The organism is Nonomuraea sp. NEAU-A123 (assembly GCF_018603905.1).
Classification (GTDB): domain Bacteria; phylum Actinomycetota; class Actinomycetes; order Streptosporangiales; family Streptosporangiaceae; genus Nonomuraea.
This window is the reverse complement of sequence record NZ_JAHFZZ010000023.1, coordinates 140,847-154,660: the sequence shown is the minus strand read 5'-3', so window position 1 is coordinate 154,660 and position 13,814 is coordinate 140,847. Positions and strand designations below refer to the sequence as shown.

16 protein-coding genes and 1 tRNA gene are annotated in these 13,814 nt (G+C 67.2%); 4 read left to right on the top strand and 13 right to left on the bottom strand.

What is annotated here, in order from left to right; genetic code table 11:
- Positions 1-5 precede the first annotated feature (5 nt).
- The 5 genes from KLK06_RS46820 to KLK06_RS63335 all read right to left on the bottom strand — a co-directional run bounded on the left by KLK06_RS46820 (position 6) and on the right by KLK06_RS63335 (position 4,082).
- Positions 6-78, bottom strand: a tRNA-Thr gene (locus KLK06_RS46820).
- Between the two features lie 21 nt (positions 79-99).
- Positions 100-1,059 carry a 23S rRNA (guanosine(2251)-2'-O)-methyltransferase RlmB gene (gene rlmB, locus KLK06_RS46815; protein WP_214642214.1) on the bottom strand — a complete coding sequence of 320 codons (960 nt, stop codon included), beginning with the start codon at positions 1,057-1,059 and terminating at the stop codon, positions 100-102.
- Positions 1,060-1,336: 277 nt separating this feature from the next.
- Positions 1,337-2,542: an MFS transporter gene (locus KLK06_RS46810; protein ID WP_214642213.1), complete on the bottom strand. Its 1,206-nt coding sequence runs from the start codon at positions 2,540-2,542 to the stop codon at positions 1,337-1,339.
- 265 nt (positions 2,543-2,807) lie between these two features.
- The gene (locus tag KLK06_RS46805; protein ID WP_214642212.1) at positions 2,808-3,494 is read right to left on the bottom strand and encodes a winged helix-turn-helix transcriptional regulator; all 687 of its coding nucleotides are present in this window, start codon (positions 3,492-3,494) and stop codon (positions 2,808-2,810) included.
- Positions 3,495-3,503: 9 nt separating this feature from the next.
- Complete coding sequence (locus KLK06_RS63335) at positions 3,504-4,082, bottom strand: alpha/beta fold hydrolase (protein ID WP_374197195.1); 579 nt, start codon at positions 4,080-4,082, stop codon at positions 3,504-3,506.
- On the opposite strand from KLK06_RS63335, the gene KLK06_RS63330 reads away from it, so the two are divergent.
- Positions 3,978-4,304 (top strand): hypothetical protein, encoded by a 327-nt coding sequence (locus KLK06_RS63330; RefSeq protein WP_214642210.1) that lies wholly within the window; start codon positions 3,978-3,980, stop codon positions 4,302-4,304. The two genes, KLK06_RS63335 and KLK06_RS63330, sit on opposite strands and share 105 nt — an antisense overlap.
- 227 nt (positions 4,305-4,531) lie before the next feature.
- Here the strand turns inward: KLK06_RS63330 and KLK06_RS60715 are convergent, their stop codons facing one another.
- A complete protein-coding gene (locus tag KLK06_RS60715) occupies positions 4,532-5,737 on the bottom strand; it encodes an LLM class flavin-dependent oxidoreductase (RefSeq protein WP_250907083.1) in 1,206 nt (401 codons plus the stop codon).
- Positions 5,738-5,839: 102 nt separating this feature from the next.
- Here KLK06_RS60715 and KLK06_RS46785 point away from each other — a divergent pair, with 102 nt between their 5' ends.
- The gene (locus tag KLK06_RS46785) at positions 5,840-6,274 is read left to right on the top strand and encodes an organic hydroperoxide resistance protein (RefSeq protein WP_214642209.1); all 435 of its coding nucleotides are present in this window, start codon (positions 5,840-5,842) and stop codon (positions 6,272-6,274) included.
- Between the two features lie 338 nt (positions 6,275-6,612).
- On the opposite strand, the gene KLK06_RS46780 is transcribed toward KLK06_RS46785, so the two are convergent.
- The 3 genes from KLK06_RS46780 to KLK06_RS46770 are packed head-to-tail and all read right to left on the bottom strand — an operon-like array spanning position 6,613 to position 9,261.
- The gene (locus KLK06_RS46780; protein ID WP_214642208.1) at positions 6,613-7,404 is read right to left on the bottom strand and encodes a phosphotransferase family protein; all 792 of its coding nucleotides are present in this window, start codon (positions 7,402-7,404) and stop codon (positions 6,613-6,615) included.
- Positions 7,405-7,439: 35 nt separating this feature from the next.
- A complete protein-coding gene (cysS, locus tag KLK06_RS46775) occupies positions 7,440-8,831 on the bottom strand; it encodes a cysteine--tRNA ligase (RefSeq protein WP_214642207.1) in 1,392 nt (463 codons plus the stop codon).
- Between the two features lie 43 nt (positions 8,832-8,874).
- A complete protein-coding gene (locus tag KLK06_RS46770) occupies positions 8,875-9,261 on the bottom strand; it encodes a PPOX class F420-dependent oxidoreductase (RefSeq protein ID WP_214642206.1) in 387 nt (128 codons plus the stop codon).
- 58 nt (positions 9,262-9,319) lie between these two features.
- Between KLK06_RS46770 and KLK06_RS46765 the strand changes: the two genes are divergently transcribed.
- Positions 9,320-11,041, top strand: a complete 1,722-nt coding sequence (locus KLK06_RS46765; protein WP_214642205.1) for a DUF2637 domain-containing protein — start codon at positions 9,320-9,322, stop codon at positions 11,039-11,041.
- Between the two features lie 106 nt (positions 11,042-11,147).
- Here KLK06_RS46765 and KLK06_RS46760 read toward each other — a convergent pair whose 3' ends face one another.
- From KLK06_RS46760 to KLK06_RS46745, 4 genes are all read right to left on the bottom strand, one after another.
- Positions 11,148-11,423 carry a GlsB/YeaQ/YmgE family stress response membrane protein gene (locus tag KLK06_RS46760; protein ID WP_214642204.1) on the bottom strand — a complete coding sequence of 92 codons (276 nt, stop codon included), beginning with the start codon at positions 11,421-11,423 and terminating at the stop codon, positions 11,148-11,150.
- A 94-nt stretch (positions 11,424-11,517) separates the two neighbouring features.
- Complete coding sequence (locus tag KLK06_RS46755; protein ID WP_214642203.1) at positions 11,518-11,805, bottom strand: GlsB/YeaQ/YmgE family stress response membrane protein; 288 nt, start codon at positions 11,803-11,805, stop codon at positions 11,518-11,520.
- Between the two features lie 219 nt (positions 11,806-12,024).
- A complete protein-coding gene (gene ispF / locus KLK06_RS46750) occupies positions 12,025-12,480 on the bottom strand; it encodes a 2-C-methyl-D-erythritol 2,4-cyclodiphosphate synthase (protein WP_214642202.1) in 456 nt (151 codons plus the stop codon).
- A gap of 17 nt (positions 12,481-12,497) precedes the next feature.
- On the bottom strand, positions 12,498-12,980 hold the full coding sequence (locus tag KLK06_RS46745; protein ID WP_043624891.1) for a CarD family transcriptional regulator: 483 nt from the start codon (positions 12,978-12,980) through the stop codon (positions 12,498-12,500).
- Between the two features lie 241 nt (positions 12,981-13,221).
- On the opposite strand from KLK06_RS46745, the gene KLK06_RS46740 reads away from it, so the two are divergent.
- The gene (locus KLK06_RS46740) at positions 13,222-13,806 is read left to right on the top strand and encodes a copper chaperone PCu(A)C (RefSeq protein ID WP_308168754.1); all 585 of its coding nucleotides are present in this window, start codon (positions 13,222-13,224) and stop codon (positions 13,804-13,806) included.
- Positions 13,807-13,814: the final 8 nt, after the last annotated feature.

Sequence of the window (13,814 nt, the reverse complement as noted above, 5' to 3'; positions counted from 1 at the left end):
TGCAGAGCCGACGAGGGGAATCGAACCCCTGACCTTCTGTTTACAAGACAGATGCTCTGCCGATTGAGCTACGTCGGCGCGGCCTATCAGTGTAGACCGTCAACGGCGTCGATGACGAGCGACCTCGTACAACGCCACGCCGGCCGCCACCCCCGCGTTCAATGACTCCGCAGCCGCCCGCATAGGAATCCGGGCCACAACGTCGCAGTGCTCCCGCACCAGCCGCGACAGTCCCTTGCCCTCGGACCCCACCACGATCACCAACGGCTCGCCCAGCAGGTCGACATCACCGATGTCCGCACTGCCCTCGCCGTCGAGCCCGATCACGAACAGTCCAGCCTCGCGATACTCCCGCAACGCGGCCGTGAGGTTGGCCGCACGCGCCACGCGCAGGTTGGCCAGCGTACCCGCGGACGTCTTCCACGCCCCGCCCGTCACGCCAGCCGAACGCCGCGACGGAATCAGCATCCCGTGCGCCCCGAAAGCAGTCGCTGAACGCGCGATAGCGCCTAGGTTGCGCGGATCGGTGACCCCGTCGAGCGCTATGACCAACGGCACTTCTGCCGCGTCCTGCGCCAATTCGATCAGCTCAGACGGGTGCGCGTAGTCGTAAGCGGGGATCTGGAGCACGATCCCCTGGTGAACGGCGCCCTCAGTGAGCCGGTCGAGCTTTTCGCGGGTCGACTCGAGCAGCGCGATGCCCCGCTCCGTCGCGACCTTGATCGCGTCGCGTACGCGGTCATCGCTCTCGATGCGCTGCGCGACGTACAGCGCGTTGGCCGGCACCCCGGCGACCAGCGCCTCGAGCACTGGGTTGCGTCCGCCGATGTGTTCGGGCGCGTCGTCGGAACGCCGCTGCCGAGCCGGGCCGGGCCGCTGCCCGCCTCGCTCTTCACGGGCGACCCGCTCGGTGCGCGCCTTGTCCTTGTACCAGTGACGCATCTCAGCAGGCGGGGTGGAACCCTTGCCTTCGAGCCCGCGGCGCCCCTGCCCACCGGTGCCCTTGGACGGGCCCTTCTTCTTCGCGGGCCTGCCCGATGCCCTACCCCCAGCTGCCATGGCATTAAGGGTACTCGGGCCACCACCCACCTCACGCCTCACTCAAGATCACAACCCCAAGCACACGCTCCCGTACGGGTACGGCCTGCATGCCCAGAGTTGTAGGACCGGCACCTGACCTTGCTCTGCGCTATGAACCCTGGTGCGCTGTAGCTATGAGGTACGCACAGAGCAGCGGGTTGACCGCCACCAAGAGGGCGGGTGCGGGGAGACGACGACCCGTGAAGCGCAAGCTCAAGACCGTACAGATCGATGGCTGCCCCAACGACACCGACGGTCACATGGAGTGCTCAGTCTGCTGTGCGGGTGACCTGGCTTGGTATGCGGCAACGACCATGACGATGACGGAGGTCAGGGCGATGCCGGCGCCGACGTAGAGCGGCGCGGCATAGCCGAGACCCGCGGTGATGGCCAGGCCCCCGAGCCAGGCGCCAAGAGCGTTGCCGATGTTGGACGCGGACACGTTGGCGCTGGCGGCCAGTGCCGCCCCGTGGGCGAAGTCGGTGACGCGAATGATCATGCCCGGCACACTGGCGAACCCGAACAGCCCCATCAGAAACACCAGTACCACCGACGCGGTGGCACTGCCGACCAGCAGACCGAACATGCCCAGAGTGATCGTGAGTCCGAGCAGCGCGAGAACCAGGGCGCGGTCACGGTCACGGTCGGCCGCTCGGCCGCCGATCAGGTTCCCGACGACCAGACCGACCCCGTACACCATCAGCAACCAGGCGACATCCGCCGAGGAGAAGCCGCCGACCTCGGTGAACGTGTAGGCGATGTAGCTGAACGCACCGAACATCCCGCCATAGCTGAGCGCGGTGGCCGTCAGAGTCAGCCAGACCTGCCAAGACCGGAACGCCCGAAACTGCGCCCGCAAGCCGCTGGGCGGTATCGGATCGGAGCCGCCCGTCACTGTCGGCGGCCGCGTCTCTCCCGCCCAGCCGGGGACGAAAGCGGCGATTCCCGCCAGCGCGAGCACGCCGATCCCGGTGACTGCCCAGAAGGCCGCTCTCCAGCCCCAGCGTTCACCGACCAGCGCGCCGAACGGCACGCCCAGCACGTTCGCAACCGTCAGCCCGGCGAACATGACCGCCACCGCGCGAGCCTTCTTCTCCGGCGCGACCAGACTGCGAGCGACCAGCGAGCCGATACCGAAGAACGAACCGTGGCACAACGCCGCGACGATCCGCCCAAACAGCATCACCGGATAGCTCGGCGCGATAGCGGACAACAGGTTGCCAATGACGAACAACGCCACCAAACCCACCAGGATCCCCTTGCGGGGCAGCCGCGCCGTCGCCGCGGTCAGCGCGATCGCGCCGATCGCGACACTCAACGCGTACCCGGAGATCAGCCAGCCCGCTGCCGCCTCGGACACCGCGAAACTCGACGCCACCTGCGGCAGCAGCCCGGCGATCAAGAACTCGGTCAGACCGATGCCGAAACCGCCGAGTGCCAGCGCGATAAGTCCCCTCGGCATCCGTCGCTCTCCGATCGCGCGCCCAACAAGTCACGGGGTACGGCGCTTCCTACCGTGACGGGTGGATCGCCCGGACCCCGAAACGCACGCATATAGCCCGATGCCGGACCGTACGGCGCCGAGGCCCCACTATGTCACCACGGGGGCGAAGAGTTCGTACGGGTGCCCGTCGCCTGAAATACACGGATTAACGAAGTACGCGGAGCAGTCAAGCAGCACAGCACAGGCCCCCGAATCACGACCCGGCTAATGCCTGAATCCCCAGTTACGAAGCCCCCTGCCCACCCGTCCGAGCCTCCGGCTGAGGGATCCGGAACAGCCCGTGCAACCTCCCCAAGGCCGGAAGATCACCAAATGCCCGAGCAGCCCCGCTCTTGAGCGCATCACCCAGCGTCGTCTTCCCCTCCCCCATCTCCACCAGAACATCGTCATCCATCTCAATAACCGCATCCGGCCGCTGAGCGGGTCCGTGTACCGTCTCGATCGTCCCGTCGTCGATCCGAGCGTGAAAAACCTCATCGGAGACCCGGAACTCGTACACCGTACGCATCCCCACCGCCGCCTCCGGATCAAAAGCGACCCGCAACGCCAGCACCGCCCACCCTGGTTGGAACGCCTCCCCTTCGCGACGCTCCCCCATCGCCCACTTCATGCCCCACCGCGCCAGAGCCAGCACCGCAGGCGCCAGCTCTTCACCGGCTTCGGTCAGGGCATACGCAGGTGTACGCGCCGGCGCAGGCAACACGATCTTGCGCACCAGCCCCTCGCGCTCAAGATGCTTCATCCGAGCCGCCAGCAGCCCGGTGCCCAGCCCGCGAAGGCTGTGCTGCAGATCCCCGAACCGCTTCGGCCCGGTCAGCAGCTCGCGCACGAGCAGCAGCGTCCACCGCTCGCCGACGATGTCCAGGGTCCGGGCAGTGGCACAGAACTGGTTGTACGTTCGCTGATCCACTTCAACATTCTAAGCTTCGAGCTTCCTGTTTCTGAACCTCGCACTCAGAAGTATGTCAGCAACAGCACCTGCACCCGGATCAGTGAGCATCACATCATGCGGCGCGTCCAGAGCAACGGTTCGATACCCGACCGCCTCGGCGAACCTGTCGAAGGCAAAAGTCTGCGGCCTGCAGTAAACCGCCGTCCCAGGGATCCGATCGACGGCCCCGGTCAGGCGCGTGCCTTCGGTGAAGGTACGCAGTGGCTGCGGACGCAACCGCTCCTGGAGCCACTGGGCGTCGTCCGGATCGGTGATGCCGAAGAGCGCCGGCGCGGGAGCGGGCACCTGCCAGCCATCAGGCGAACTCCTGGCAGAGGTACGAGCCGAGGCCCCCTGACCGGTGAACTCCGCTGAATCCTGAACGAACTTCACGAACCCTTCAGGAGCCAGACTGAACATGCTGTCCCCGTCCGCCCCGGCCCAGCCCTCCACCATGATCACATGGTCAACGAGTTCGGGACGGAGGTCGGCTGCCTGCCGCACCACCAACCCCGCATAACTGTGCCCAACCAGCACGACACCGCCGCCATCATGCGCATCAACCACGTGCCGGGTCTCGCGGATGTCAGCGTCGAAGCGAGCCCCGACGTCGCGATGTGCCTCATGGATGTCAGCGTCGTGATGAGCCTCAAGGACACCAGCGCCGCGACGCGCCTCAGAACCGGTGCCCGTACCGGAGTCGGTGCCTGTGCCTGTGCCTGTGCCTGTGCCGGAGTCGGTACCGGTACCAGTGCCCGTACCGGAGTCGGCGCCCGTGCCCGTACCTGAGCCCGTGCCCGTACCTGAGCCCGTGCCCGTACCGGAGTTGGTGCCAGTGCCAGTGCACGCAGCGTCGAGTGCGGCGACGACCTGTGCCACATGGTCGTGCAACCCCACGTCCCGACCGTACGCGAGGTCAGGAACGATGGTTCGCGCTCCAGCGCGTCCAAGCAACGGAACGACGCGATCCCAAGCCCAGGGACCATGCCAAGCACCGGCGACCAGCACAAAAGTGGTCATGAACAGACCTCCACCCGAAGCCGCGGCAGCACCCGCTCGGCGAACTCCTCCAAGGCCCCGCGATAGTCATCGACCGCGAACCGGATCACCACATGCCGCACCCCAGCCAACACATACGAGTTCAACCAATCGACCGCATCATCCGCAGATCCCGCGAACGTGGCCTGAATGGACTCGATGAACTCGAGCGGCGCGTTGTAGTACCGCTCAATACTGGTCCGCAGCCGGCCTCGCGCCCGCTCAGGATCCTCATCGAGACAGACCGTCGCATACAACGCAGGCGTAACCACGCCCACCCCCTCACCCAAACCAGGCTCGACCAAGGGCCCCGCCTCGCTCGACACAGGGCTGTGCGGAAGTGACCCGGCGACAACCGCATGAACACCAGAAGTCGCCGCGTCACCCGCAACAGGGCCACTCGGAAGCGGCAGATCGGCAGTCGCGTGAGCACCGGGAGTCGCCGCCTCGCCAGACGCAGGACCGCGCAGGCGTGCCGCCTCGCCGGACGCAGGATCGCGCAGGCGTGCCGCCTCGCCGGACGCAGGACCCCGCAGACGTGCTGCCTCCTGGACCACGCCCCATTCATCGGCGTACGTCTGGCTTGTCGGCGGATAAGGCAGCCACCCGTCGGCCAGTCGTCCCACGCGCCGCAGGGCAGCCGCGCCGCTTCCCGCCAGCCAGATCGGCGGCCCTCCTACCTGTGCGGGCTTGGGTTCCAGCGTCACGTCTTGGAAGGCGAAATGCGCCCCCTGGTACGACACCGTCGCACCCGTCCACAATTGCCGCATCACGTCGATCGACTCTTCGGTACGGCTGACACGGCGCTTGAACTCGATGCCGAGCGCGTCGAACTGAGCCTCGGTGTTCGGATGCGGGAAGCCGGCGCCCATCCCGGCGATGAGGCGCCCGTCGGAGATCCGGTCCAGCGTGGCGAGCTGGTGGGCCAGCAGGATCGGATGGCGTAAGGCAGGTAGGAGCACAGCCGTACCGAGCGTCACCCGTTCCGTCACGGCGGCCACTGCGGACAGGAGCATCAGCGGATCCGCACGGGGACGAGTCACGGGGCTGTCACCAGCCCAAACGGAGTCGAAGCCGAGATCCTCGGCCACTTGTGCCTGCTCGATCAGCGCGAACGGCTCCCGATCGCCCAGAACGATCCAGTCACGTGTCGGCAGCAGAAAACCGACCTTCAGTGTCGCCATGGTTCCTCCTGTGAAGTGATCACAGCCGGATCCTAGACCATTGACTTCCTGTTTTTGAAGTCTATAATTCACTTTCGAGAAATCAACGAGGAGGGCTCTCAAATGACGAAACCGCTCTATACCGCGCAGGCTCTGGTGACCGGCGGCCGGGCACACGGGCATGGGCGTTCCAGCGACGGGATGCTGGACGTGAACCTGCGCCAGCCGAAGGAGCTGGGTGGAGATGGTGACGGGACCAATCCGGAGCAACTGTTCGCGGTCGGGTATGCCGCCTGCTTCTCGGCCGTCCTGACGATGGTCGGGCAACGACAGGGGCTGAAGGCTGGGGACGCGGCTGTGGACGCCAAGGTCATGCTGATCCCGAACGCCGACGGCACCTTCAAGCTCGGAGTCGAGTTGGACGTCACGCTGCCCTCGATCGAGGACCCGGAGCAGGCCGCCGGTCTGGTGCACACCACGCATCAGGTGTGCCCGTACTCCAACGCCACACGGGGCAACATCGACATCGCCCTGTCAGTGAATGGCTCGGCGCTTTGAGGTAGCGCCACGTCGGTGAGAACGAGACGGCGAGCTTCCAAGCGGGACGGCGAGTTTCCGTCCTGTGCCACCGAGGCCGTGCCCAGTCGACCGTACAGTCCCGCCGGGCGAAGGTTGCCGGGCGAAGCTCGCCGCGCGAAAGTCGCCGCGCGAAAGTCGCCGCGCGAAGGGTGCCGGGCGAAGGGTGCCGGGCGAAGGGTGCCGGGCGAAGGGTGCCGGGCGAAGGTTGATGATCAGTATTGTCGGTGCCGCCGAAGGTGGAATGGTCGGCGGCGGCCCGGAGTCCGGCTCAGAACAGGGTGTGAGCCAGCTAACGGTGGCATCGCACCGGAGGCGTTCTATAGCAAGGCCAGCATCCGGTTCGCCTGATCGGCCTGGGTCTCCCCGCGAGTCCGTAGCAGCCAAAACAGCGCGAGAAGGCGGCGGCACTCGGTGAGCCTGCCAGCCTCGTCAGCGGTCATCTCCAAGCGCTCCAACACGGCGGTCATACCGGAGAGGTCGTTGCGCCAGACCGAAATGTGTTCGATGACCTCGGCCACTTCGAATGCGCGGTCGCTGCGGCCGGAGTACTCGAAATCGATAACGCGGACGTCAGCCCCGTCCCACAGGTAGTTGGCCAGGTTGCCGTCACCGGTGCCGAACACCGGAGTGCCCGGCCGTGCCAGCAGGTCCGCCAACCTCGGTTGTTCCACCCAGTTCGCCGCCTCGCGAAGCGCGGCCGAGACCGCGACCGCGACAGCGGGATCTCCGTCAGAAGGCGCGGTCGCGGACCACGCCCGCACCTGCTGGAGGAGCTCTACCGGATGGCCGGCACGCGCGGGGAGCCGCTCCAGCACACGCAGAGGGACCGCCTGCTGGACTCTCGTAACGGCCTCGGCCATGGCGTCGGCCAAGTGCCCCCGGATCGGTCCGTGCACGGCGGAGCCACCGAGTCGAGACATCACTACCGTCGGCGGATCAGCAGCCAAGTCGGCGGTCACCGGGGCGGGCGCCAGCCCGGGCGCGTACTGGTTGAGCAACTCCAGGGCGCGCCATTCCCGCTCGGGCTGGCCATGGTCCGTCGATCGGTATCGCTTGACGACCACATCGAACCGCACTTCGATCGAGTGAGTGCTCGCCCGGCCGCCCATCCACCCGCCGATCCTGTCGAGGGCTACGGAGAGGGCTAGCGGGACAGCTCCCAACGAGCCCCGTGCGGGGTGTCCTCCACCGTGACCCCGGCCGCCGCCAACTGGTCCCTGATCTCGTCGGCCGCCGCATAGTCCTTACGCGCCCGAGCCGCCTTACGCTGCTCCAGCGCCACGGCCACCAGCGCGTCGACCACCGGCTTGAGGTCGGACTTCGCGGAGCGCCACTGCGGTGAACGCGGATCGAGACCCAGCACGTCGAGCATGTTCTGGGTTTCGGCCAGCAGTCGGGCCACCGCTTCCTTGTCGCCCTTGGACAGTGCCACGTTGCCCTCGCGCACCACCTCGTGCACGACCGCGAGCGCCTGCGGGGTGCCCAGGTCGTCGTCGAGCGCGTCGGTGAACGCCTGTGGCAGCGGAGCGTCGGCGTCGACGTCGTGGATCACTTCGGCGGCTCGGGTCACGAAGCCCTCGATGCGCTGGTAGGCGGCCGCGGCCTCCCGCAGCGCCTCCTCCGAGTAGTCGATCGGCGAACGGTAGTGCGGTGCCGCGAGGTAGTAACGCAGCTCCACCGGGCGCACCTTCTGCACCATCTCCGGGATCAGCAGCGAGTTGCCGAGCGACTTGCTCATCTTCTCGGCGCCGATCTTGACCAGGCCGTTGTGCATCCAGTAGCGGGCGAAGCCGTCGCCGGCCGCCTGGGACTGGGCGAGCTCGTTTTCGTGGTGCGGGAAGATCAGGTCGAGGCCGCCGCCATGGATGTCGAACGTCGCCTCGAGGTATTTGGTCGCCATGGCCGAGCACTCCAGGTGCCAGCCGGGGCGGCCGGGGCCCCAGGGGGTCGGCCAGGTGGGCTCGCCGGGCTTGGCGCCCTTCCAGAGGGCGAAGTCGCGCGGGTCGCGCTTGCACGACTCGTCGTCGGTGTCGGCCGCCGGTCGCATGTTGGCCAGCTTCTGGTTGGAGAGCGTGCCGTAGCGGTCCTCGTAGGAGACGACGTCGAAGTAGACGTCGCCGCCCGACGCGTAGGCGTGGCCGCGGTCGATGAGCCGCTGCATCAGGACGATCATCTCGGGCACGTGACCGGTCGCGCGGGGCTCGACGGTCGGGGGCAGGCAGCCGAGAGTGTCGTACGCCCAGGTGAAGGCGCGCTGGTTGCGCTCGGCGACCGTGAACCAGGGGACGCCCTCTTCGGCGGCCACCCGGATAATCTTGTCATCGATGTCGGTGACGTTGCGGCAGAACGTCACCTCATATCCGCAACGCAGCAGCCAGCGGCGCAACACGTCGAAGTTGACCCCCGAGCGGATGTGCCCGACATGCGGGGGAGCCTGCACGGTCGCCCCACACAGGTAGATCGACGCCCGGCCGGCTTCGACCGGAACGAATTGGCGGGTGGCGCGTGCGCTGGTGTCGTAGATGTGCAGGCTCACGAAAGAAAGGCTAACGCCTACGCCACCATCGCAGGCCCTTTAATCACTCACGCATGGTGACCTTCTCTGGCCTTATCCGGACAATTAGTCGCTCAACTCCTGGCTTGTCCTCCCAGGGCTTACCGGTGTACTTGAGCGAGAGCTCCTGGATGAGGTCGCCCGCGGGGTCGTCCTCCATGGTCACGTGACCACGGACCTCGGCGTAGCGGTAGGGGTTCGCCGGGTCGATGATGAGCAGGCTGGCCCGGGGGTCGCGCTCGAAGTTGCGTGGCTTGCGCCGGCCCTTGGCGGTGGAGAAAAGCACGTCGTCTCCGTCCGTACGCACCCATACGACCGTCGACTGCGGCCCGCCGTCGGGATTGAGGCTGGTCACCGTCGCGTAGTTGGGCCCGTCGAACAGCTCGCGCACGCCCTCTGAGAGCTCGGCCATGTATCTCCCTTGATCGGTCCTGACCCCCATTCTTCTGTAGGCTCGAACCGCCATGGACGTGACTCCCCCTTCTACGCTCCGACGCCTGGGCATCGCCCTCGCCGGTCTCGCGGTGGCCGGCCTCGCGGCGGTCGCCTGCGTGCTCTCCTTCGACGACCTGCGGGCACTGGCCATCCGCGGCGAGTCCCGACCCGACCTCGCCTTCCTCTACCCGGCCGGCTTCGACGCGCTCCTGGTCGTCGCGCTGATCGGCGTCCTCCTGCTGCGCTCGGCCCACCTGCTGGTACGCGCCCAGACGGCGATCGTGCTGGTCCTGCTCATCGTGGCCGCCGCCGCGTCGAACGTCGCGCCGGCGCTCCAGGTCCAGTTCGACGTACAACCTCTCGCGGTGGGAGTGGCGGTCGCCCCGTGGGTCATGCTGGCGATCGCCCTCTGGCTGTGGTTGCTGCTCATCAAGCACGTTCAGGGCCGCAGGACGTCCATAGACGACGATGACGACGGTACGGCGGAGCAGGACATCGTGCCCTTCCACCGGGGCCGCCCCGCTGACACGCCGCCGCCGCTCACCAAACCGCTTCACCCCGTGCTGGAGACCACACCGGTCGTCGGCCCCACGGCCGCTCCAGAAACCCCGCCCATCTCCGCCCAGGTGACCCGCTGGCCCGCCACCCCGGGCCAGGAGCCGGACACCGTACCAGCACAACTGCCGGCACGCAGCCCGGAACCGACCCGCCAGACGGAACGAGCCCACCGGTCAGAGCGCGACGCGGGGCCGGGAGTCCGCCCCGGGGTGCCTGACGCCCTGGAGCCGGAGTTCGAAGACCGTCGCGAGCGTGAGGCGCTGACATCGCCGACGCCACCACGGCCACGCCCGCAGTCCGACCTGCTGACGGAGACGGATCCCCGTCCCCAGACTCGTAGTGAGGACGATGCCCAGCGAATGGGTACGGCCTCGCGGGCTACCGCGCCGTGGCAAGAGCCGGGGCCGGGCAGCCATAACGAGCCAGGCGCACGCACCGAGCCGAGCGCACGCACTGAGCCGGGCGCACGGACTGAGCCGAGCGGACGGACTGAGCCGAGCGCGCTCACCGAGCCAGGTGAACGCACGGAGCCGGGCGGGCGCACGGGGTCGCAAGCCGCCGACGCTCCCACGCGGGCGCCGAAACTCCGCCGTGGCCTCCGCAAGCGCGCTCAGGAACCGACCTTCGAAGAACCCCGGCCGGAGCCGGAGCCCCGCCCCAGCCCAGCGCCCGAGCCAGCCCCGGAGACAGACCACCACGAGGCAGACCACCACGACGCAGGGCCCGAGACAGGCGGACAATCACGGCCCCACACAGCCCGGGAACCACGGCCAGAAGCCGCATCCCGCACCCCAAAGCCACAACCACAGCCGCAGTCCCAGCCAGAAGCAGAGCCGGAGCCCGAGTTGAAGCGCCCCGTGCGCTGGGGTGATCGGATCAAGCCGACCGACGTCCTGGTCCACCCCCGCACCCCCATCGTCTCCGACCGAGACACCGACACCCAACCGGTCCGCGTCTTCAGCGACATCCCAGACACCCCTGCCCGCACCAGCCAAACCCCCGAGCCGGCCGCACCGGCCAACCCCGACCCCGACCACGGCCCGGAAGCCGCCGACCCCGCCGAGTCCGCCACCGCCCGATCCCGCTCGCGCGAAGATCTGGAGGACCGGGACCTGGAGGACACCGCCCCGCACCCGGTCATAGAAGACGACGCCCCCTCTGGCAGGCTCCGCAGCACCCCCCTCCCCCCGGAGGAATGAGCCGAGGACGCAGAAGACCCGCCCGGTGTAAGCACCGAGCGGGTCTTCGCGTACCGTCCCGCGCCGAAGGGGATTCGGCACAGTCGCGGAACCGTCTAGCCATCGTCTAAACGTTCGTACCACTGCCCCGTCGCAGCCCAGCAACGAGCCCGACACCGACAATGGCGAGAACGACCTGCATGACCAGTTCGATCCAGTCGATGCCATTGGTGGTGGCGACGCCGAGGACCTGGGCGATGAGCGTGCCCACCAGGGCGGCGACGATACCGACGACGATGGTGAGGATCCACCCGATGGCCTGCCTGCCGGGAAGCAGCAGACGACCGAGGGCGCCGATCACGGCGCCGATCACGATGGCGCCAAGGATGGACTGGATTGTCATGACCAAACCTCCCAGTGAGAGTGAGCCGTTCACTCTCGAGGGAGATCAGTACCCGGCCATCGACGAATATTCGTGGTTGATGCGAAACGGCAGGTCAGATCGGGGTTCCTCCGGTTCGGCCGGTTCTCCCGGTGGTCATCTTGGTGACGATCAGGACTCCGATGACGGCCAGGACGAGCTGGAGTATGTGTTCGATCCAGTCGATGCCCCTGGTGTCGGCCCAGCCGAATCCCTGGGCGATGAGCGTGCCGAGCAGAGCGGCCACGATGCCGACGATCAACGTCAGGCCTATGGACATGTTCTGCTTACCGGGCACTACCAGCCGGGCCAGCGCTCCGACAATGGCGCCGATGACGACCGCGGACACAATCGCGCCGATCATGTGTTGCTCCCCCCGAAGACGTTCCACATGTCTTAGGAGGACTTACCCGACATACCAGGAAGCTATCCATGAGAAGCGGCGATCCGTACCGCGCCAGTAACGGACCGCCGCCCCGTTGACTCGGCGGGCCGGAGGCAGCACCCGCCGGGATACCCTCAACGCATCCCGCAAGAAGACGCGGGAGTGCGGCTGCAGGTTGACCAAGCGCTAGAACAAGCGCTAGAGAAGCACGAGCGCGGTCGCGATGGCCGCCACCCCTTCGCCGCGCCCGGTCAGCCCGAGCCCGTCGGTGGTGGTCGCACTGACGCTCACAGGCGCCCCCAGAGCGGCGCTGAGCGCCTTCTCGGCCTCTGTACGGCGAGGAGCCAGCTTGGGCCGGTTACCGATGACCTGAAGGGCCACGTTGCCGATCTCGAAGCCCGCCGAACGCACCTGGCGCGCGGCCTCCTCCAGCAAGGTGACACCCGAGGCGCCCGCCCAGCGTGGATCGTCGGTGCCGAACAGGCCACCGAGATCGCCGAGCCCGGCGGCGGACAGCAGGGCATCGCAGGCCGCGTGCGCGGCGGCATCGCCGTCGGAGTGACCCGCGAGTCCGATCTCGCCCGGCCAGTACAGGCCGGCGAGATGCAGGTCTCGCCCTGAAACGAACGGGTGGACGTCGACCCCGACGCCCACCCGTGGAAGTTTCGTGTTCAGGAGTTGAGAACCTCGTCGAGCAAGGCTTCCGCCTTGTCCTCATTGGTCTTCTCGGCGAGGGCCAGCTCACTCACCAAGATCTGACGGGCCTTGGCGAGCATGCGCTTCTCACCTGCGGACAGGCCGCGCTCGCGGTCCCTCCGCCAAAGATCCCGGACCACCTCGGCGACCTTGTTGACATCGCCGGACGCGAGCTTCTCGAGATTGGCCTTATAGCGCCGGGACCAGTTGGTCGGCTCCTCGGTGTGCGGCATCCGAAGAACATCGAAAACCCGCTCAAGGCCTTCCTGGCCGACAACATCGCGCACGCCGACTAGTTCCGCGTTTTCAGCTGGCACCTGGACGGTAAGGTCGCCCTTGTCGACCTTGAGCACCAGGTAGGTCTTTTCCTCACCCTTGATGGATCGCTTCGTGATTGCTTCGATCCGAGCAGCCCCATGGTGGGGGTAGACGACAGTGTCGCCGACCTGGAAAGTCATGTGACAAGTACCCCTTCCGCTGTACTCCAGAGTACCACGCATCCGCAGGCTCCCGGAACAGTGAAATCATCATAACTGCAGGTCAAAGCGGCATATTGGGGGTTGACAAGCGGTCAACTCTATGAATCGCATATGCGGGCATAGCTAATGACCTGCAGGGGTGCGGATATGACCATGGATTCGGGTGGATATGGTGGGCGCTGCCCTACACGCATGTGCAAGACCCTAGGAGAACCCGCTCGTGACCCGCCGCCGCTGGATTGTCGCCGCCGCCGTCTTCCTGGTCGCCCCTGTGCTGGCCGGTTGTTCGGCTGGATTCGACGCCAACACCAACAAGCCGTATGCACCCAATGAGGCAGGCGTTCTCTTCGATCAGGCGAAGAACTACGGCATGCACGGCATCCAGATCCCCCAGGCGTTCATCCTCGGCCCCGACTCCGGCGCGCAGCTCGCCTGGCGCGGCTCCGCCCCGGTCTACCTGAACATCCTCAACACCAACGGCGCCCCCGACACGCTCACGGCGGTCAGCGCCGGCACCATGGCCAGCGCGAAGGTGACGGCGCCGATCCAGTTGCCGAGCAACCAGCTCGTCAACACCGGCAAGCCGAGCCCCCAGATCATGCTGGAAGGCATCTCCAGGGCCCTCAGAGGCGGCGAGAGCATCCATCTGGACCTCCAGTTCGCCAACGCCGGGCTCGTGTCCATGAACGTCCCTGTGGTCACGCGCAGCCGCGAGTTCAAGGACTACCCGCCGGCGCCCAACGCGACCCCCGCGCCGACGCCTTCGCCCTCGGCATCCGCCGAAGCCACCGAAGCGGCCCACTGACAAAACGG